Source organism: Acinetobacter sp. CAU_H_S139_7, assembly GCF_058599305.1.
This window is the reverse complement of record NZ_CM178651.1, coordinates 73,366-93,020: the sequence shown is the minus strand read 5'-3', so window position 1 is coordinate 93,020 and position 19,655 is coordinate 73,366. Positions and strand designations below refer to the sequence as shown.

Genomic DNA, 19,655 nt, shown 5'->3' with positions numbered 1-19,655 from the left:
AGCACCGATATCGGTGCTTTTTTGTCTCTCACCTTCCCTTTAACAAGGATGGTGACCTAGAGCTGAAACGATTAAACTGTATGTCCCATCGCTTCACCCATCACCACAGTCGAGTTGGCTTTAAAGGCTGTATCCCACGTCATTTTGTCTTTTTCAAACAGTACCACAGCGGTTGAACCTAGGTAGAAACGACCGAGTTCAGCACCTTTGTCCAAGAACAAGTCATGCTGATTTAATTCTAAACGGCCAGTAGGCTTCACTTTTCCTGTTGCAACAGTTTCAATCCCCGCCACAATCATGGCGCCAACGAGGACCACGGCCATACGGCCGATTTCCGTATCAAATAAACAAACCATACGTTCATTGCGGGCAAACAGGCCTGGAATGTTTTCAGCAGTGGTTTGATTGACCGAGAACAATTCACCCGGCACATATAAGGTTTCAGTCAATGTGCCTGCAAATGGCATATGCACACGGTGATAATCTTTAGGCGATAAATACACCGTTGCAAACTGACCATTTTTAAACGGTTCAGCCAACTGTGGATCTGCAATTAAATTATCAACGGTGAATTTTTGCCCTTTGGCTTGGAAAATATCCCCTTCCACAATTGGACCCAACTGTGAAATCGCACCGTCCGCAGGCGATACAATACTGGTCGCATCGGTATCAATATCACGTACACCCTCTTTTAATGCACGGGTAAAGAATTCATTAAAGGACTTAAACTTCAGTGCATTGCTCTGCTCAGCAATCGACATATCAATGCCGTACTGCGCTTTAAACGCAGTGATGACCGCATTTTTCACAATCGGATTTTCGCTGGCTGCGACTCTACCCACGACACGTGATAACTGATGTTGCGGTACAACACGTTGAGCTTGAATGAAAATTTGTTTTTTTAAGCGTGATGTGAGGCTCAAGACGGCATCTCTCCGGTAATGATAGGACTGTCGAGGCGGTTGCCCCATTCACTCCACGCACCGTCATACGCCTGAATATTCCAACCCAATAAACGACCTAAAATATAAGCCAGTCCTGAGCGGTGATGTGACTGACAGTACACCACCACAGGTTTATTTAAGTTAAAACCCAATTGTTCTAAGCGTTGCTGCGTGCGTTCTAAAGGGTGCAATCTTAAATGATTTTCACGGTTAAGGGCAGTACTCCATTCAAAATGTAGTGCATTTGGAATGTGACCGCCGCGTCGCGCTGCAAGACGCACGCCGGTATATTCGTCTTCTGTTCGGCAGTCCCAGAGTTGGACTTCGCTGTTTTGAACTTTCTCTAATAACTCAGCATATTCAATTCGATACTGCTGTATTTTGGCTTGATCGACCTGTACCAAGGCGCTCACAGGTTCAAACTGTCCCACTTCAGAAGTGGTTGGAAGTCCTGCTGCAAGCCATGCATGAATTCCACCATTGAGCAGACTGGTATTTTCAAAACCTAAGCAGTGTAAATTCCAAATCAAACGCCCCGCCCAAGCACCACCTTCATCATCATAGACCACGACATGATGCTCGGGTGAAATATTCAAATAACGAATCAGCTCTTGTAAACCTTCTACATCAGGAAGTCGGCCGGTGGCTTGCTCATCTTGGCGCACCAAAAATTTTGGCTTTAAATGTAAAGCATGTGGAATATGCAATTGGTCATAGACTGAAGCTCGACTTAAATCGACGATGCGTAATTTGTCATTCCCTAAATGCGGAACCAACTGCTCTGCGTCTATCAACAAGCCAAAATCAAAGGCAGAATGTGTCATATTATTTCGTATGTTTTCAGATTATGCTTTGATCTTAGCACAACTCATTTTTACAATTATTCTGATTTTTTGCATTCTTTTAGCAGAATTATAGATATCACTATTCGCCAGTTTTTGAATACAACCATGCCAGAACCGATTCTGGCATGGTATATATTCTGGATTAATTGGCTTCTGCTTCAGCAATCTCAAAAACCTGACGTAAATACGCTAAAAAGGTGTCGTTATCCGTCATCGTTTTACCCGGACTGTCTGAGATTTTCGCAACCGACTGGCCATTACACTCGACCAGTTTAAGCACAATATTTAAAGGAGTTTGTCCCATATCATTGGTCAAATTGGTACCAATCCCGAAGCTGACTTGGAAACGGTCTTTGAAATAATTGTGCAGATCCCACGCTTTCTCTAAATTCAGTCCATCACTAAAGGTCAGCATTTTGGTTTTACTGTCAATTTTCAGCTTTTTATAGTGAGCATAGGCTTTATCGCCCCACTCATACGGGTCGCCACTGTCATGACGCAAACCATCGAACAGCTTGGCAAAATACAAATCAAAATCTCGCAGGAATGCGTCCATCCCCACCACATCCGTCAAGGCAATACCTAAGTCACCACGGTATTCTTGTACCCAGGTTTCCAGTGCTGATTTTTGGAAATTACGTAAACGTACATCCAACGCTTGGAATGCTTGTAGGAATTCATGTGCCATGGTGCCAATCGGGGTTAGGCCCAATTGCTTCGCAATTAAGACATTACTGGTGCCACGGAAAATATGCGGTGCAGCTTGATTAAACACTTCAATCACATGTTTTTGCCACGCCAAACTATAGCGGCGCCGCGTACCAAAATCAGAGACTAAAAATGGGGGATCATTTGGGGTCTGCGATGTTTCATAGTGTTTTAATAAAGCCACTTTGGCCTGTAAGCGACGTTCGCCCTCAGCCATGACCTCTTCGCTTCGAATACGGCGGAAATACAGCTCATTGACAATGGCAAGCACAAAGATTTCAAACATCATGGCTTGAACCATCGGCCCTTCAATTCGAATGTCTAAACGGCCTTGGTGATCGATACTGGCCACAATAAAACGACGTTTGAGCTGAAATAACTCTAAATAATCGACAAAATCACTTTTGATAAAGCGCAAACTGCGCAGGTATTGCAGTTCATCGTCTTGAAAACGTAATTGGCAAAGCAAATCTAATTGGTGATTTAAATCATCAAGAATGTCGACCAAAGGATAGACCGTGTCATCCAAATTGCGACAACGGAACTGGTACACACTATGCGCTTGGGGAAACTTATGCAGGACCACCTGTAGCATCGTAAATTTGTACAGATCAGTATCTAATAAGGATTGGATGATGGCAGACATATCATTTTCGGTTTTTAGCAACTTATTGCATTAAAGCACATTTTTTTAAGCTGCATAGCCATGTTTTGGTAATTCGGTCTTGCTATTCGACCAATTACTCAGTACATCTCTTGTTTCTCTCTATTCAGAATTCAAGTGTTGATGTCTTTATTGTCATCGCTCTTGGCCTATGTTCTTTTACTTAAACATTGCTATGGATATCAACGCAACGGCCTTGTTTTTTCAATCGATGTTTCTCCTGTGCTGCCCTAGAATTGCTACAATTTCAGTCTGCACAATCAAAAGGTAGATAGAATCAGTCATGCGGGCCTTATTACAACGCGTTCTCGAAGCCAAAGTGGTGGTCGATGGTGAAACCACAGGCGAAATTCAACACGGTATCTTGGTTTTCTTAGGTCTTGGGAAAGAAGACACTTTAGATAAAGGCAAAAAACTGATCGATAAAATTTTAAAGTATCGTTTTTTTAACGACGAACAAGGCAAAATGGGCTGGAATGTCAGTCAAGCTGGCGGGGGTATTCTTCTGGTTTCTCAGTTCACCTTGATGGCGCAAACCCAAAAAGGCTTACGTCCTGACTTTGGACCGGCCATGCCACCGGATGATGCCGAGGCCTTATACGAACAACTGGTTGACTATGCCAAGACCCAGTTTGAGCATGTGCAAACCGGTATTTTTGCTGCCGACATGAAAGTACATTTGGTCAATAATGGACCCGTGACTTTCAATTTAGAAGTCGAATAAAACACCATGCATAAAAAAGCCCTCGATAGAGGGCTTTTCGATTTCATCACTCTCAATCTGTCTTTTATAAAGGAGACGGAATCGAGACGTTTAAAAAATCTTTTTACTTACCGGTTTTTTCTTTCAAAAATGCGCGAGCAGCTTTAATTTTTGCTTTCACAGGCTTTGGTAGCTTTGGTGGAACCAATTTTGCAACTTGGTTAAACCAAACCAAGAGACCAAAATCACCTTCCATTTTAATGCTACCGTTTTGCATGCCCGTCATAAATGCGGTTGGGTCACCTTTGATTAAAGTTTTCACACCTTGCTCACTGTCCGCAAACTGTAAAATAAAATCGGCTTTTTCAGCATCACCTGAAACGGTATCAATCTGACCATTGTTCACAATAATTTGGCGCGCCATACCCAGATCCGTACCAATTTGAATACGGAACTGACGTTCATGAACTAATTCAATAAATTTTGGACTGGTACGCGCCAGCTGTTTCATACGAAGTGCCAAACCAGTAACCATTAAATCCAGCGGATCCGTGCTGACATCAACCAATGGAAGTTTAACCACAGGAATTGAAGATAGTTTCATGACATGAAAGCCTATTGTAATTGTTGATAAATTGACTGTTTTCAATGCTACCACAAGTTGCCATTTTTACCGCTAGGCTTTGTATAACAATCATGTAAGAACGTAAAAAAGATGCTCTAGGCATCTTCTTTTACGGTATGAGGTTATGACTTAGCGGCTAGAACACTGCTGTTGGTCATCTTCATATACAGGTGTATGTTCAATACAACGGCGCTGCGCCAGTGCACGTTCTGCGCGACGGTCTTCACGTAGAAGCAACATCGTCACAATAAGCATCGCTGAAGTTAAAGCAGTTAAGTAGCTATAAGTGATCGGCATTTCAAACACTGCTTGCACACCTAGGCGAATGACTTCCAAGATTCCCCAAAACACCATACCCGCCACCATAAAACTCAACCAGCGACGATAAGGCGAAAAGAAAACAGCAATTAACGCAGCGGCGACTAAACTTAAGCCAACGATGGTTGCTAAATTCGCTGTTACCATAAAAACCTCCGTCTAAGATAAATTCAGGCGACTGATACACTGTGCTGAACTCATCCCCGATACCGTTTAAAATTAATGGATTGTGTAGCTTTCAAACTCTATGCATGCATTATGAGCAGTTTTGAAAAGAAAAAAAGGCTTGTATTTTTAGAATGCGACATACCTTGTCGCCATATTATATTGTCATTACATTTTTTTAGATTTGAACTTTTCCAAAACAAAGACGCGCTCAGTCTTGGCGTGTCATTACAAAATAAAACCCGTATTTTCAGCGCTTAAAAATATTTTTTCCAATTCTGTTGATCGTTGTTTTTATCGACATTTTTCACTGACCGCTCATCGTTTTTCGCTTAAATTTGCAACAAAAAAACGCAGCTCAAAGGCTGCGTTTTTTATAACAGGGACAAGCTTTAAGCACGATTTAAATCTTTATCGTGCACACCCAATAAATACAACACCCCATCTAAGCCGACACTTGAAATGGCTTGATTGGCGTTTTGTCTCACCAGCGGTTTCGCACGGAAAGCGACACCTAAGCCAGCAATCGACAGCATCGGTAAATCATTTGCACCATCGCCCACTGCAATCGCCTGCTCAAGAGAAATGCCCATCTTATCGGCTAACTCACGTAATAATAATGCCTTACGTGCACCATCCACGATGTGACCTTTAACTTCGCCCGTCACCACGCCATTTTCAACGTCTAAGACATTGGCATGAACTTCATCGATGCCAAGTTTGGCTTGTAGATACTCTGCAAAGTACTGGAAACCACCCGACAAAATAGCCGTGTGGTAGCCCAACGCTTTTAAAGTCGAAATTAAGCGTTCAGCACCTTCTGTAACGGTCAGACGTTCTGCAATTTTAGGTAGGACAGAGGCGTCCATCCCTTTGAGTAGTGCGACACGTGCACGGAAGCTTTGTTGAAAATCTAGCTCACCCTGCATTGCACGTTCCGTAATTTCAGCGACTTGTGCGCCGACACCCGCTTCAATCGCCAACTCATCAATCACTTCTTGCTCGATTAAGGTCGAGTCCATGTCAAAACACACCAAACGGCGGTTACGACGGTAGGCATTGTCTTCTTGTACAGCTACATCGACATTCAGTTCATGTGACAAACGTAAACAGGCTGCACGCATGGCTGCGGCATCCAGCATTTGACCACTTAAACCGAATTGAACACAGGCGCGTTTCGGTCCATCGACTTCGCCATTTAAGACTGGACGACCTGACAAACGGGTCACGGTTTCGATGTTGAAACCTTGGTTAGACACAATATTTGTAACTGCTTGTAAGTGAGACGCCTCAAGCTCTGGCGCCAAAGCCGTGACGATATAACGCGTCCGCCCACCTTCACTCACCCACTGGTCATATTCAGTTGTAGTGATTGGTTTAAAACGTACAGTTAAACCAATATCATGTGCTAAAATTAGAATTTCCTTCATCGCCAAAGCTGTTGCAGTTTGGTCGTCTGAAGAAATAACAATACCTAAGGTCAATTGGTTATGAATAACTGCTTGTCCGACATCTAAAATTTGTAATGAATGAGTGGACAAAACCTGCATTAATCGAGTGAACTGATTAGGTTGGTCTGGTCCTAAAAATGAAATAAGAATGATTTCTCGCATGAATTGACTCGGGTCTGAGCTACGACTATTGTTAGAATCATAATCGAAATTGAATATATTTTCTTTGGAAGTTTACGTTGAATGCGCCTAGACAAGGGCTATTTGCTAGCCTATTAATTGTAAGTTTTGCTTTACATACCTTTTTATTGGTATTGGCAACGACTCATCAACTGAATGAAAACCGTGCCAACCAAGGCCAACTGATGACCTCTCAATTGGTCACAGACAGTCTTGCAGAGCTGGAGCCTCCCAACACGGTTTCCCTTGCGCTTTTGGTGGATCGCTATGCGACTAATCCAAGCGTAGCTTCCATTCGTATTTTGGATGCCAACAATCAAGTCTTGGCCACAGGTGGCCAAGTTCGAACACGTGATGGTGAAGTATTTGTCCGTGATGCGCTGCAAAATGAAAAGAAAGTGGGTAGCATTGAAATCACGCTCATTAAACCAAGTATGGGTGAGATTTTACGGACTCAGTGGTTAGCGATTTTATTGTCCTTAGCGATTCATGGTTTACTGTGGTTAGTTTATCGCGCCATTGCGCGCCCAAGTCGTACCGAATATTTGGCACGGATCAATAATGAATCCCGCTTAAAACACGAAATTCAAGTTTTAACCCAAACCCTTGAACAAGAGAAACACCATACGGCGGTCGCGATTGCCCAAGCACAACAACAAATCAAAACCAGTGCGAAGCCTAAAGAACAAAAACCCGTGATCGTGGATAATCATTCGGTTGCGCTCAATATTCAATTTTATGACCCGAAACAGTTGATGGACTCGGTGAATACAACCGTGTCTATTCCATACTTTAATTTGTGTCAGATTTTCCTCAATAAAAGCATAGAACTTTGTTTAAAACACTACAAACTCAACAGCTCGGACATCACTACAGTTCAATCCTTTAATGAGCATGGTGCCACCCTCAGCATGTCGACAGACACACCCAATGCAGTCCCATGTTTAATGATGATCAGCAGTGTGTTCCAACTGCTATCTGAGGTTTTGTATAAACGTTACCGCGAAGAAAAGCGCTTTGTTTTGCAAACGCGTTGTGGCATTTCAACTGCAGTCGATGCGATGCAACTGTCTGCGAATCAAGCTGCTGAGCGTTTGGTCCAGCAGTTGTCGGCCAAAGAAAGTGCCGTACATTTAAGTAACGAATTATTGAAAGACATCTCTGAAAGTTACCAACTGGTGAATTTACCTAATCCAACCAATGTCTTGACCCGTCATGCCTTTATGGTCAATGGCATGGGTGCAGAATCTGCAGAGTTGGCGCAAAGCTTAAGAACGGAAATTTTAAAAGCAAAACAATCTAAAGCCTCTTAATTACATCCAATCATAAAAAAGCCTGACCTACGTCAGGCTTTTTTTATGGCAACTGTTAAATTTTGAGTTGCTTCTGTGCAATTAAATGTTGCTGCGCACTATACCTTTGCTCTGGATCGGTACAGGCCACTTTAAGCCAATGACCATCGGCTTGTAGCTCCCAAGCATTCAAACAATCATTTAAGTAACTGATTAATCCGTCTTTATAAATCTGCTTTTTCAAAACGCGATCTAATATTGGAAAGCAAGTTTCCACACGCGAAAATAAATTACGTCCCATCCAATCTGCGCTGGCACAGTACAGCTTTTTCTCACCGCCATGCTCAAAACAATACACGCGGGTATGTTCCAGAAAACGGCCCACAATCGAACGCACACGAATATTCTCAGACATGCCTTGGACCTGTGGAATCAGACAGCAGATCGAACGGATAATCAGATCGACCTGTACCCCCGCTTGTGACGCACGATACAGTGCAGCAATTAACTGCGGCTCCGTTAAGGCATTGACTTTAATGATGATACGCGCCTTTTGACCAGCTTGCGCAAACTGAATTTCTTGCTCAATCAGTTTTAACAGTTCACTGTGTAACGTAAAAGGCGCATGTAACAACGCCTTCAATTTGGCCATTTTGCCCATCCCCGTCAGTTCTTGGAACATACGGTGTACATCTTCACAAATATCAGGCTGTGTGGTCATCAGGCCATAGTCGGTATACATACGCGCATTGCCCGCATGATAATTGCCTGTGCCCAGATGGGCATAACGGATCAGCTGAGCATTTTCACGGCGTACAATCAAAATCATTTTGGCATGGGTTTTATAACCGACAATGCCATACACCACCACCGCCCCAGCTTCTTGCAAAATATTGGCCACGGTAATGTTCGACTCTTCATCAAAACGCGCCCGTAACTCAATCACTGCCGTGACTTCCTTACCATTTCGTGCTGCTTCTGCCAAGACCTGTACAATTTCTGAGTCAGGCCCACTGCGGTAAAGGGTTTGTTTAATCGCCAGCACATTTGGGTCTTTCGCTGCTTCTTTTAATAAACCAATCACAGGCTGAAAAGAGTCAAAAGGATGATGTAACAACACATCCTGTGCTTTTAAGGTATCAAAGGTACTTTTTTGTTTACGCAAAACTTTGGGAATGACTGGAATAAAAACTGGATGCTTTAATTCAGGTCGGTCACAACTGGTGCTGAGGCGTGAAAGATTGATCGGCCCATCAATGCGATAAAGCTCCTGCTCAGTTAAATCAAACTCCTTGAGCAAATAATCAATCACCGCTTCAGGGCAGTCATCTTCGATTTCTAAACGCACCGCGCGACCAAAACGGCGTGAAGACAGCTCATCTTTGAGTGCAACCGCCAAATCATCAACATCTTCCGACAAAATCAGATCAGCATTACGCGTCACACGAAAAGCATAACACCCCGTGGCTTTCATCCCTGGAAACAGATCGCTGATGTGCTGCTGAATCATTGCGGTTAAAAAAATCTGCGTGTCGATATTGCCTGCCACGCTTTTCGGCATATGAATTAAACGCGGTAATGAGCGCGGCGCTGGGACTATCGCCATCTCAATGCTTCGTCCAAAAGCATCTTTACCTTGTAAACTCACAATGAAATTCAAACTTTTATTCACAAGGCGAGGAAAAGGATGTGACGGATCTAAGCTGATTGGGGTCAAAACGGGTTGGATTTCTTTGGCAAAATATTCTGCAATCCATGCTTTATGTTTTTCTAAAATGTCTTGGAATTGGATGAACTGAATACCTTGCGCTTGTAACTCAGGCAAAATCGAATGATTTAAAACTTCAAACTGTTTTTTGACGGCACGATGAATGGATTGGGACAGGTCTTCTAATATCACTTCAGTGGGAACAGCATCAGGGGTCCGTGCTATCACATTCATATCGCGTTGTTTCATCAAGCCCGCAATACGAATTTCAAAAAACTCATCTAAATTACGTGAAAAAATAATTAAAAAAGTTAAACGCTCCAGCACTGGCAAACTCGGATCTAATGCTTGTGCTAAAACCCGCTGATGAAACTCAAATAACGATAACTCTCGGTTAAAATACGTCGCCGATGAATGCTGAAAATTATCCATACCCTCTCAATGCTGTTTGCAACAGTCTGTTATGAAGTGTTTGGCAGGGATGTTAGGTAGTCTTTATGACAGTTTAGTTACAACCTCATGCCAAATAGAAAATTCATCCTGACTTTATGCTTAAAGCTGCAACAGCGTACAATATTCAAACCGACATCTGTTCCTTTTCACTTTTTTCCTTGGCAGTAGCCTCTGCTTTCGCGGCCCAATAGCTGGCTAAAATTGGCCCTGAAATGTTATGCCACAAACTAAAGATTGCGCTGGGTACAGCCGTAACTGGCGAAGCGGCAAAATGTACAGCTGCCAAAGCCACACCTAGTCCTGAGTTTTGCATACCCACCTCAATCGAGACCGCTTTACAGTCGGCATGTGGCAAGTGAAACATCCGTGCTGCTCCAAAGCCAAGTAAATAACCAATCGCGTTATGTAATGCCACCACAGCTAAAATCAATAAGCCTGATTCTAAAATTTGTGCTTTTGAGCCGCCAATAATCGCCGCCACAATCAGCACAATCGCCACTACAGAAATTAAGGGCATCACCGAAATATAGCTTTCGACTTTATGTTTTAGCACGGCGCGTACCACCAGCCCTAAAATAATCGGGAACAGGACCACTTGCAAAATTGAACTCAGCATCGACCATGTATTAATTTCAATCCATTGGCTGGCCAACAGATAGAAAATCGCGGGAGTCAACACGGGTGCCAATAAGGTCGATACCGTGGTACATGCGACCGACAATGCTGTATTACCTTTCGCCATGTAAGTAATCACATTGGATGCGGTGCCACCCGGACAGCAACCCACCAAAATCACCCCGATCGCAATTTCAGTCGGCAAGCGAAACAATAAACACAGCAGATAAGCCACGCTTGGCATCACCACAAACTGAGCCGCTACCCCAATTGCAACCGCTTTAGGACTTTGCATCACCCCTTTAAAATCATCCAGTGTCATGGTCATGCCCATACCAAACATGATCAGACCCAACATCCACGTGATATAAGCTTTCATCCAAATAAAAGTTTCAGGGCTCAGGAGCGCAATGCCTGCAAATAACACGACCCACAGAGCAAAAGTTTTTTGAATCCAAGCGGTAAATTTAAAAAAAGTGCCCATGACCTTTCCCTGCTACATGTTTTTATAATATCGATATTGGTGATTGAGGTGAGCCGATTGGCTCAGCACATCAATTCACGGCATATTGTTGCACAATATCTTTGCAATACAGACGTTTCACACCATGGGCCAGCATCTCTTGCCATGCATGTTGTAAAGAACCATGTAAATCAATGCCTTTGGTGGCATCGGCAATCACATAGGTTTGAAAACCGAGTTTACAGGCATCTATTGCCGTCCATGCCACACAAAAGTCAGTTGCAATCCCAACAATAAATACGGTATCAATCCCACGCTCTCTTAAATAGCCTGCGAGTCCCGTCTGGGTCTTGTGATCGGCTTCTAAAAAAGCAGAATAACTATCAATGTGCGCATGACATCCTTTACGAATGATCAACTGCGCTTTGGCAAGATCGAGATCGGGATGCAATTCCGCATCCTGTGTGCCTTGTACACAGTGACGTGGCCAGAGCACTTGTGTGCCGTAGTCTAATTCAATGGTTTGAAAGGCTTGTTGATCGGGGTGATTGTCTGCAAAAGAAATATGATTTTCAGGATGCCAATCTTGAGTGAGTACAATAGTGTCAAAATAATCGCCAAGCTGATTAATTTTAGGAATAATTTGATCTGATCCTGCTACCGCTAAATTTCCACCAGGCGTAAAACCATTTTGTACATCCACCACAATCAATGCCATATTCTTCTGCATTATTCTCTGTCCTTTTTGTTCTGCGCTCGAAGGCCAAGCTTAGCTTAATTTATAAAACAGTATTCACCCTCGCGGGTCAAAATTAAATGACCGCAGCCTTGAGTGCAATGGGTATTGTGGCAAATTGAAGCGAAGATAGAATATAGAACAAAATACTGGACATTGATCTATAAGGTTAAAAGGACATGTCATCGCTGTTTAGAGAAATTGTGTAAGCGTTAAAAGTGCTTCAATCCTGAACTTTATATCCAGATATTCAGTTTAATTGACTTCTAAGCCTCAATTGAAATGAAGAATCTCCTTTCATTAAATACTTCAATCAACGGCAATAGGTTATGCAAAACGCTCTTTTCAGATGCAAAATGAAAAGCATTTCTTTGTCTACCATTTGAACAAGCTGTATTTTTGTAGCGAAAGATAAAGTTTTTATACACTTTGACTAAAGCATATTGTTCTTCATGTTGTGTTCGTTCATAATTTGCATAAGCATTATTCAATGCATCAGCGCTTTGAAAATGCTATAAATTAAAATACGCACCCATCCAATCTTATGTTTTTCTGGCCTAACTGGATGGACAAATAGGATATTTTTTTAAAATGACTCAGCAAGCACAGACCATCCAAGGCTCAATTGTCGCAATCGTCACCCCTATGTTTGAAGATGGCAGCGTAGATTGGAAGGGTCTAGAGAAGCTCGTTGAGTGGCACATCGCACAAGGCACAAATAGCATTGTTGCTGTCGGTACAACGGGTGAAGCGTCTACTCTAAGCATGAAAGAGCATACACAAGTGATTAAAGAAATCATTCGTGTCGCAAACAAACGCATCCCTATTATTGCGGGTACTGGCGCGAATTCAACGCGTGAAGCCATCGAGTTGACTAAAGAAGCCAAAGAACTCGGTGCAGATGCTGCTCTTCTGGTTACCCCTTATTATAATAAACCGACCCAAGAAGGCTTATATCAGCACTATAAAGCTATTGCTGAAGCTGTTGATCTTCCTCAAATTCTGTATAACGTACCTGGTCGTACGGGTGTCGATATGGCGAATGAAACAGTTATTCGTTTGGCCGATATTCCTCAAATTGTGGGCATCAAAGATGCCACAGGTGATGTCCCGCGTGGTCAAGCACTGCTCGAAGGCCTTGCTGGCAAAGCGATGACCGTCTATTCAGGTGATGATGCAACGGCTTATCAACTGATTCTGTCGGGAGCAAAAGGCAATATTTCTGTGACTGCAAACGTTGCACCAAAAGAAATGAGCGATGTTTGCGCGGCAGCACTGGCAGGCGAAGCTGAAAAAGCTGAAAACCTAAATACCCAAGTTGCAAATTTACACGAAATTCTATTTTGCGAATCAAACCCAATTCCTGTGAAATGGGCACTTCATGAAATGGAGTTAATCGAAACGGGTATTCGTTTACCATTAACACCACTTGCAGAACAATATCGCACACCGCTCCGTGAAGCACTCACAACGGCGGGTGTCATTAAATAAAGAGCACATCAATATGCAATTACGTTTAGGTCTTACTCTCGCACTTTCAGTTGTCAGTTTAGCGGGTTGTAGTTCCCTTGCAGTCAATAACGGTAGTTTGGACTATAAAGAAACAGCAACCTTAGAACCTCTTAAGTACCCTGAAGGCTCTATGGTTCGACCTGCAACGCCGTTGTATCCAGCTCCAACGGTTGAAGCACTCGCTCTTGAACATGCACCTGTACTTGAAAACAAGCGCGGAAACCGTTTTGCAATGCCGCGCCCTCAAGCTGCTCAAGTCATGTCGAATGCAGAATCAACGGAAACAGTTGATACAGCTGTGAGTCGCCCTCAATTGATTATTGACGGAAATAAGAATCCGCTGCTCAAAATTGAGGGAAATTCTGCTACAATTTGGCAATATACGCTTGCCACCCTCAGCAGCCTCAACCATCAAATTGTTGGTCAAAGCAAAAATGGTTATGAAGCAACCATTAAAATCGATCAACAGGTCTATGTGTTAAGACTAACCGCGGTCGGCAGCAGCAACAACCTCGCTGTGTTCAATGCCGATAACAGTTTTGCAGCGCCTGAAAAAGCCACAGAATTGTTAACCCAGATTTACCAAAATTGGCCAGCCTAGTCGTACTAGGCATTTTTTTTTGAAAAAGGTTCCCTCATGTTAAAACAAACCTTGCTCTATACTGGTAAAGCGAAATCTGTCTATGAAACAGACAGTGCAGACCACCTGATTTTAGTCTTTCGTGATGATGCTTCGGCATTCAATGGTGAAAAGATCGAACAACTAGATCGTAAAGGTAAGGTGAACAACCGTTTTAACGCCTTTATCATGGATAAATTGGCTGCGGCTGGCATTGAGACTCACTTTGAAAAACTTCTTTCTCCAACAGAAGTTCTAGTGAAAAAACTCAGCATGATCCCTGTTGAATGTGTAATTCGTAATTATGCAGCAGGTTCTTTATGCCGTCGCTTAGGTGTAGAAGAAGGCAAGGAATTAACACCGCCGACTTTTGAATTATTCTTCAAAGATGATGCGCTTGGTGACCCAATGGTCAATGAGTCTCAAGCGATTGCTTTAGGTTGGGCAACTGCTGAGCAACTTGAGCAAATGAAAGTCCTCACTTACCAAGTGAACGAAGTTCTTAAAAACTTATTTGACCAAGGTGGCATGCTACTTGTGGACTTCAAACTTGAGTTTGGTGTATTCCACGACCGTATCGTTCTTGGTGATGAGTTCTCTCCAGACGGTTGTCGTCTATGGGACAAAGAAACCAAGAAAAAACTCGACAAAGACCGTTTCCGTCAAGGTTTAGGCGGTGTGGTTGAAGCTTATGAAGAAGTTGCTACACGTTTAGGTATCGACCTTTCTGATATCTAATCAGTTACAGATTCAAGAAAACCGAGCTTAAACGCTCGGTTTTTTTGTTTTTCAGCTCCATAGCTATTACAGTACTTCAGTTTATTTGTGAGCTATTCAACACTGAAAAATAGTCTTGTAAAACACTGAGCCACTGTTAAAAAATCAACAATCCTGTACGTCATAGCGCACAAGACTTCAGGTATATTTCAGCTATGTCTCAACTTCATTTTTTAATATGATAAAAACATATGAACAGGATGTTCTCAGATAAAAATTATTCTAACCGAAAAAATACCCTCATTTCCTCATCTCTCATAGCGACAAGATCCATCGATCCCCTAAGAGCAGAAAGCTGGTATAGATGTTGCTTTTATTCAAAAGTACTCAGTAGGGTAAGTTCTATCTTCGTCTTATTTCTTAGATTTGATTTTTACGGATGGCTATATTTAAAATGAAAAACTGGCAAAAAAAATTACTACTTTCCACTACATTCGTAGCCGTAGCACTAAGCAGTACTGTGCAAGCAAAAGAATGGAAAACCATTCGTTTTGGCACAGAATCTGCGTATGCGCCTTTTGAATATAAAACACCAGACAATAAGTTGGTCGGTTTTGACATCGACTTGGGCAATGCCATTTGTGCCAAATTAAAAGCCAAATGCGTGTGGGTAGAAAACTCCTTTGATGGAATGATTCCTGCGCTCAAAGCGAAGAAATTCGACGGCATTCTGTCTTCAATGACAGTTACTACAGATCGCGCAAAACAAATCGCGTTTAGTAAGAAAATTTACAACACGCCTACCCGCATGGTCGCGAAGAAAGGCTCTCCTTTACTCCCTACGCCTGCATCCCTAAAAGGCAAACGTGTGGGTGTACAACAAGGTACGATTCAAGAAGGCTATGCAAAAGCCTATTGGGCGCCTAAAGGTGTCAATGTAGTTCCTTATCCAAACCAAGACGTGCTTTACCAAGACATGGTTTCTGGGCGTCTAGATGCAACTTTACAAGATGCGATTATGGTCGATGCTGGTTTCCTAAAATCGGCCAAAGGCAAAGGCTTTGCTTTTGCAGGCAATAATGTGGTCGATGCCAAAACACTCGGTGTAGGCGCTGCAATCGGCTTACGTAAAGAAGATGCCGATCTGAAAAAGAATATTGATAAAGCATTAGCTGAAATTATTGCCGACGGCACCTATAAGAAACTCGAGAAAAAATACTTCTCCTTCAGCATTTATTAATTTATAGGGTGTCGGTTCAACACCGACACTTTTTATATACTGCTGATTTATAAAATTTTATATTTTTACTCGGAGAAACTGAGTATGTTTCTGTCTGGCTATGGTCCCGTATTACTCAGTGGCACTTGGATGACCATACAGCTTGCTTTGTTATCACTGGTACTTTCGATCATTATTGGATTGTTTGGGGCAAGTGCCAAACTCTCTCGTATTCAAATCTTACGTCATGTTGCAACCCTCTATACCACGCTCATTCGTAGTGTTCCTGATCTGGTGATCATGTTGTTGTTGTTCTATAGCCTGCAACTTGGACTGAACTCCATTACCGAATCGATCCATATGGAGCAAATTGACATCAATCCCTTTGTGGCAGGGGTGATTACTTTAGCCTTTATTTATGGGGCCTATTTTACGGAAACCTTCCGTGGCGCATTTCAAGCCGTCCCCAAAGGTCAACTTGAAGCTGCATATGCCTATGGCATGACCCCATTTCAAGTCTTCAGGCGTGTCCTCTTTCCACAAATGATGCGTTTTGCCTTACCGGGGATTGGCAATAACTGGCAAGTCCTCATCAAAGCCACTGCCTTGGTGTCCTTAATTGGTTTGACCGACATCGTCAAAATTACCCAAGATGCAGGTCGAAGCAGCATGCAAGTGTTCTATTTCAGTATTGTTGCAGCCATCATTTATCTGGCCATCACCACCCTTTCGAATTTGATTCTCATGTGGCTGGAACGTCGTTATTCTGCTGGTGTGAAAAAGGGACAACTATGATTGAAATTATTCAACAATACTGGCAGTCCTATCTGTGGACCGATGGTTTTCAAATGACTGGGGTCGCCATGACCGCGTGGCTACTGGTCTTATCGATTGCGATTGGTTTTGTTCTGGCTGTGCCTTTGTCAATTGCTCGAGTTTCTGAGCATGCTTTTGTACGTGGACCTGTTTGGTTTTTTACTTATATTTTCCGTGGTACCCCCTTATATGTGCAGCTACTGATTATTTATACCGGAATTTATAGCCTTGAATTTGTGCATGCCCATGAACGGCTCGATGAGTTTTTTAGAGAAGGGCTTAATTGCACCATTTTAGCGTTTGCACTCAATACAGCAGCTTATACCACTGAAATTTTTGCAGGGGCGATACGTTCGATTCCCTACGGCGAAATTGAGGCAGCAAAAGCCTTTGGAATGTCGCCTTGGAAACGCTATACCCGTATTATTATTCCGTCGATGCTACGCCGAGCATTGCCGTTTTATGGTAATGAAGTCATTTTGATGCTGCATGCAACCACCATTGCCTTCACTGCAACCGTGCCTGATATTCTCAAAATTGCACGAGATGTCAATGCTGCCACTTATGCCACGTTTGATGCCTTTGGCATTGCCGCTGTGCTGTATGCCTGTCTGGCATTTATCCTCATTTGGATCTTTCGTAAATTGGAACAACGCTGGTTGGCGTTTTTAAAACCATCGAATCATTAGGAGAAACAATGGAAAATTCAGCAAAACTGGTGATTCGAGACCTTTGTAAAAGTTTTGGCGATCATGAAGTCTTAAAAGGGGTTTCACTTGAGGCACGCGCAGGTGATGTGATTAGTATTATTGGTTCCTCAGGTTCAGGTAAAAGTACCTTTCTTCGTTGCATCAATTTTCTAGAACAACCGAGCCAAGGCAGCATTCAGCTCAATGGTGAACAGTTAGAGACTACTTTAGATAAAAATGGCGATCTCAAAGCGACAAATCCCAAACAACTGCAAAAAATGCGCACCCAACTGATGATGGTCTTTCAACATTTCAATTTATGGTCGCATATGACGGTATTAGAAAATATTATTGAAGGACCCATTCATGTCTTGGGGCTAAAGCGGAGTGAGGCGGAAGAGCGTGCACGAAAATACTTAAGAAAAGTTGGGCTTGCTGAAAGTGTCGAAAAGAAATATCCGTCTTTTTTGTCAGGAGGACAACAACAGCGTGTTGCAATTGCCCGTGCCTTAGCAATGGAGCCGGAAGTGATGTTGTTTGATGAGCCGACCAGTGCTCTAGACCCTGAACTGGTGGGTGAGGTATTGAAAGTGATGCAAAGTTTAGCTGAAGAAGGCCGAACCATGATTGTGGTCACCCATGAAATGGGCTTCGCACGCCATGTATCCAATCATGTCATTTTCTTAGATCAAGGCAAAATTGAAGAACAAGGTGATCCAAAAGAAGTTTTGATTCACCCCAAAAGTGAACGCCTGCAACAGTTTTTAGAGGGTAACTTTAAATAATTGAATAGTCTTCAAGAGCTTGATGCAGCAATGATTCAACATTCAATACTTAGTTGAAAAGATAAAGCGCCTTGTTTGATCTGATCCCACGAAACTATATGCACTCAGATAAAAACCGAGCCATTTCGCTCGGTTTTTTACCTTTCCACCTAAGCTTTTATAGATTGGTTTATCGATTTTTAGTGGTATCCATCACCAAAAAACTGGTGATCGAGCTAATGGATGGAATCGTTCCTAAAACATCAGTATGAAACTTTTTATAAGACTTAATGTCAGCCACTTCAACCCTGAGCAAATACTCGACCGAGCCTGTAATGGTATGACACTCAGTAACTTCATCCGTTGCAGTGATCACATCCTCAAACTGACTCAAGCTTTCTTTTGAGTGACAAGACAGCCCGATGGTCACATAAACCGTTAAACCAACACCCAAAAGCGAACGGTCAATCACCGCTTTATAGCCTCGGATCACACCAATTCTTTCTAACTCTTGCACGCGTCGTAAGCAGGCCGAGGGTGACAAACCCACGCGTTCTGCCAGTTTAATATTGGTTAAATGTGCATCGCGCTCAAGCTCACACAATATTTTTCGGTCTAATCGATCTAATTCAATCATTTGTTGCATGAAACTCAGTATTAACGATCAATATACAACCAAATTGTGATAGATCAACAATAAAATGATACATATTTGATTACTCCATCCCCTTTATGAACGCTTCACTGTTTGTCTCTTATCTGCTGTTCTGTGTCGTAATGACCTGCACGCCTGGACCCAATAATGCACTGGTCATGCTGTCTGGTGCACGATTTGGCATCAGTAAAACCCTACCTCTGGTTTTAGGCATTGCCTTTGGTGTGGCCGTGCAACTCTTCGCCATCGGCATCGGGTTAAATCAGGTGTTTCTGGCCCTGCCCAAGCTCCAATTTATTTTAAGTTTGATCGGCACTGCTTATATGCTGTGGCTCGCATGGAAAATTGCGTCCAGTGGGCCACTCAACATCGAATTAGAACAAAAACCATCGATGGGTTTTCTACAAGGGGCTCTTTTTCAGTGGGTCAATCCCAAAGCGTGGATCATCTCCATCAGTACCATTGCCACTTATTTTGCTTTAAACCCTCATGCCAGCGATATTCTTTATGCGGCCCTGATTTTAATGGTAGTTTCCATTCCATGTGTCGGGGTTTGGGCAGTCGGTGGTCTTTTCTTACGCCAATATCTGATGAAACCGCGCTTTGCCTTGAGCTTTAACATCACGATGGCAATCGCTTTATTAGCCGCTGTGTTACCTGCGGCATTAAAATTGATGAATACGCACATCGGAACATAAAAACGCTACAGTGCTTAAAGAAAAAACTGCTCAATGAATGTGACTAAATCCTATGCCCCAAAAGCAAAAAGCCTGATTTGTGAATCAGGCTTTTTT

At 42.8% G+C, this 19,655-nt stretch carries 20 protein-coding genes; 10 read left to right on the top strand and 10 right to left on the bottom strand.

From position 1 onward, the window contains the following. Window positions 1-71 precede the first annotated feature (71 nt). The 3 genes from asd to pncB form a co-directional block, all read right to left on the bottom strand. Window positions 72-923 (bottom strand): archaetidylserine decarboxylase, encoded by an 852-nt coding sequence (gene asd, locus AC4MC0_RS00425; RefSeq protein ID WP_063454376.1) that lies wholly within the window; start codon window positions 921-923, stop codon window positions 72-74. Beyond that, window positions 920-1,768 carry a sulfurtransferase gene (locus AC4MC0_RS00420; protein ID WP_419283703.1) on the bottom strand — a complete coding sequence of 283 codons (849 nt, stop codon included), beginning with the start codon at window positions 1,766-1,768 and terminating at the stop codon, window positions 920-922. Before AC4MC0_RS00420 ends, asd begins: the two co-directional genes overlap by 4 nt. Before the next feature lie 163 nt (window positions 1,769-1,931). Beyond that, window positions 1,932-3,143: a nicotinate phosphoribosyltransferase gene (gene pncB, locus AC4MC0_RS00415; RefSeq protein ID WP_419275348.1), complete on the bottom strand. Its 1,212-nt coding sequence runs from the start codon at window positions 3,141-3,143 to the stop codon at window positions 1,932-1,934. Window positions 3,144-3,444: 301 nt separating this feature from the next. Here pncB and dtd point away from each other — a divergent pair, with 301 nt between their 5' ends. Further along, window positions 3,445-3,885: a D-aminoacyl-tRNA deacylase gene (gene dtd / locus AC4MC0_RS00410; protein ID WP_078388281.1), complete on the top strand. Its 441-nt coding sequence runs from the start codon at window positions 3,445-3,447 to the stop codon at window positions 3,883-3,885. 103 nt (window positions 3,886-3,988) lie between these two features. On the opposite strand, the gene AC4MC0_RS00405 is transcribed toward dtd, so the two are convergent. The 3 genes from AC4MC0_RS00405 to serB all read right to left on the bottom strand — a co-directional run bounded on the left by AC4MC0_RS00405 (window position 3,989) and on the right by serB (window position 6,585). After that, window positions 3,989-4,468, bottom strand: coding sequence for an SCP2 sterol-binding domain-containing protein (locus AC4MC0_RS00405; protein WP_004691804.1), 480 nt, complete (start codon window positions 4,466-4,468; stop codon window positions 3,989-3,991). A gap of 150 nt (window positions 4,469-4,618) precedes the next feature. After that, complete coding sequence (aciT, locus tag AC4MC0_RS00400) at window positions 4,619-4,954, bottom strand: ciprofloxacin tolerance protein AciT (protein ID WP_004691806.1); 336 nt, start codon at window positions 4,952-4,954, stop codon at window positions 4,619-4,621. Between the two features lie 410 nt (window positions 4,955-5,364). Beyond that, entirely contained in the window at window positions 5,365-6,585 is a 1,221-nt protein-coding gene (serB, locus tag AC4MC0_RS00395) for a phosphoserine phosphatase SerB (RefSeq protein ID WP_004691808.1), read from the bottom strand. Between the two features lie 77 nt (window positions 6,586-6,662). Here serB and AC4MC0_RS00390 point away from each other — a divergent pair, with 77 nt between their 5' ends. Next, the gene (locus AC4MC0_RS00390) at window positions 6,663-7,916 is read left to right on the top strand and encodes a hypothetical protein (RefSeq protein ID WP_094148425.1); all 1,254 of its coding nucleotides are present in this window, start codon (window positions 6,663-6,665) and stop codon (window positions 7,914-7,916) included. 55 nt (window positions 7,917-7,971) lie between these two features. On the opposite strand, the gene ppk1 is transcribed toward AC4MC0_RS00390, so the two are convergent. The 3 genes from ppk1 to pncA all read right to left on the bottom strand — a co-directional run bounded on the left by ppk1 (window position 7,972) and on the right by pncA (window position 11,864). After that, window positions 7,972-10,035 carry a polyphosphate kinase 1 gene (gene ppk1 / locus AC4MC0_RS00385; RefSeq protein ID WP_491887200.1) on the bottom strand — a complete coding sequence of 688 codons (2,064 nt, stop codon included), beginning with the start codon at window positions 10,033-10,035 and terminating at the stop codon, window positions 7,972-7,974. Window positions 10,036-10,180: 145 nt separating this feature from the next. Further along, window positions 10,181-11,155 carry a bile acid:sodium symporter family protein gene (locus AC4MC0_RS00380; protein WP_491887199.1) on the bottom strand — a complete coding sequence of 325 codons (975 nt, stop codon included), beginning with the start codon at window positions 11,153-11,155 and terminating at the stop codon, window positions 10,181-10,183. 70 nt (window positions 11,156-11,225) lie between these two features. Then, window positions 11,226-11,864 (bottom strand): bifunctional nicotinamidase/pyrazinamidase, encoded by a 639-nt coding sequence (gene pncA, locus AC4MC0_RS00375; protein ID WP_126034768.1) that lies wholly within the window; start codon window positions 11,862-11,864, stop codon window positions 11,226-11,228. 597 nt (window positions 11,865-12,461) lie between these two features. Here pncA and dapA point away from each other — a divergent pair. The 7 genes from dapA to AC4MC0_RS00340 all read left to right on the top strand — a co-directional run bounded on the left by dapA (window position 12,462) and on the right by AC4MC0_RS00340 (window position 18,227). Next, entirely contained in the window at window positions 12,462-13,361 is a 900-nt protein-coding gene (gene dapA / locus AC4MC0_RS00370) for a 4-hydroxy-tetrahydrodipicolinate synthase (protein WP_004691815.1), read from the top strand. Between the two features lie 13 nt (window positions 13,362-13,374). Then, window positions 13,375-13,983, top strand: coding sequence for a hypothetical protein (locus AC4MC0_RS00365; RefSeq protein ID WP_005401459.1), 609 nt, complete (start codon window positions 13,375-13,377; stop codon window positions 13,981-13,983). A gap of 36 nt (window positions 13,984-14,019) precedes the next feature. Continuing rightward, the gene (gene purC, locus AC4MC0_RS00360; protein WP_348927097.1) at window positions 14,020-14,739 is read left to right on the top strand and encodes a phosphoribosylaminoimidazolesuccinocarboxamide synthase; all 720 of its coding nucleotides are present in this window, start codon (window positions 14,020-14,022) and stop codon (window positions 14,737-14,739) included. A 433-nt stretch (window positions 14,740-15,172) separates the two neighbouring features. Beyond that, window positions 15,173-15,958, top strand: coding sequence for an ABC transporter substrate-binding protein (locus AC4MC0_RS00355; RefSeq protein WP_491887198.1), 786 nt, complete (start codon window positions 15,173-15,175; stop codon window positions 15,956-15,958). An 84-nt stretch (window positions 15,959-16,042) separates the two neighbouring features. After that, window positions 16,043-16,732: an ABC transporter permease gene (locus AC4MC0_RS00350; RefSeq protein ID WP_126034762.1), complete on the top strand. Its 690-nt coding sequence runs from the start codon at window positions 16,043-16,045 to the stop codon at window positions 16,730-16,732. Further along, window positions 16,729-17,442 (top strand): ABC transporter permease, encoded by a 714-nt coding sequence (locus tag AC4MC0_RS00345; protein ID WP_004691821.1) that lies wholly within the window; start codon window positions 16,729-16,731, stop codon window positions 17,440-17,442. The genes AC4MC0_RS00350 and AC4MC0_RS00345 overlap by 4 nt, the downstream gene beginning before the upstream one ends. A gap of 8 nt (window positions 17,443-17,450) precedes the next feature. Beyond that, window positions 17,451-18,227, top strand: coding sequence for an ABC transporter ATP-binding protein (locus AC4MC0_RS00340; RefSeq protein ID WP_004691823.1), 777 nt, complete (start codon window positions 17,451-17,453; stop codon window positions 18,225-18,227). Between the two features lie 169 nt (window positions 18,228-18,396). On the opposite strand, the gene AC4MC0_RS00335 is transcribed toward AC4MC0_RS00340, so the two are convergent. After that, on the bottom strand, window positions 18,397-18,852 hold the full coding sequence (locus AC4MC0_RS00335) for an Lrp/AsnC family transcriptional regulator (protein WP_270428747.1): 456 nt from the start codon (window positions 18,850-18,852) through the stop codon (window positions 18,397-18,399). Between the two features lie 86 nt (window positions 18,853-18,938). On the opposite strand from AC4MC0_RS00335, the gene AC4MC0_RS00330 reads away from it, so the two are divergent. Further along, on the top strand, window positions 18,939-19,559 hold the full coding sequence (locus tag AC4MC0_RS00330; protein ID WP_491887197.1) for a LysE family translocator: 621 nt from the start codon (window positions 18,939-18,941) through the stop codon (window positions 19,557-19,559). Window positions 19,560-19,655 lie beyond the last annotated feature (96 nt).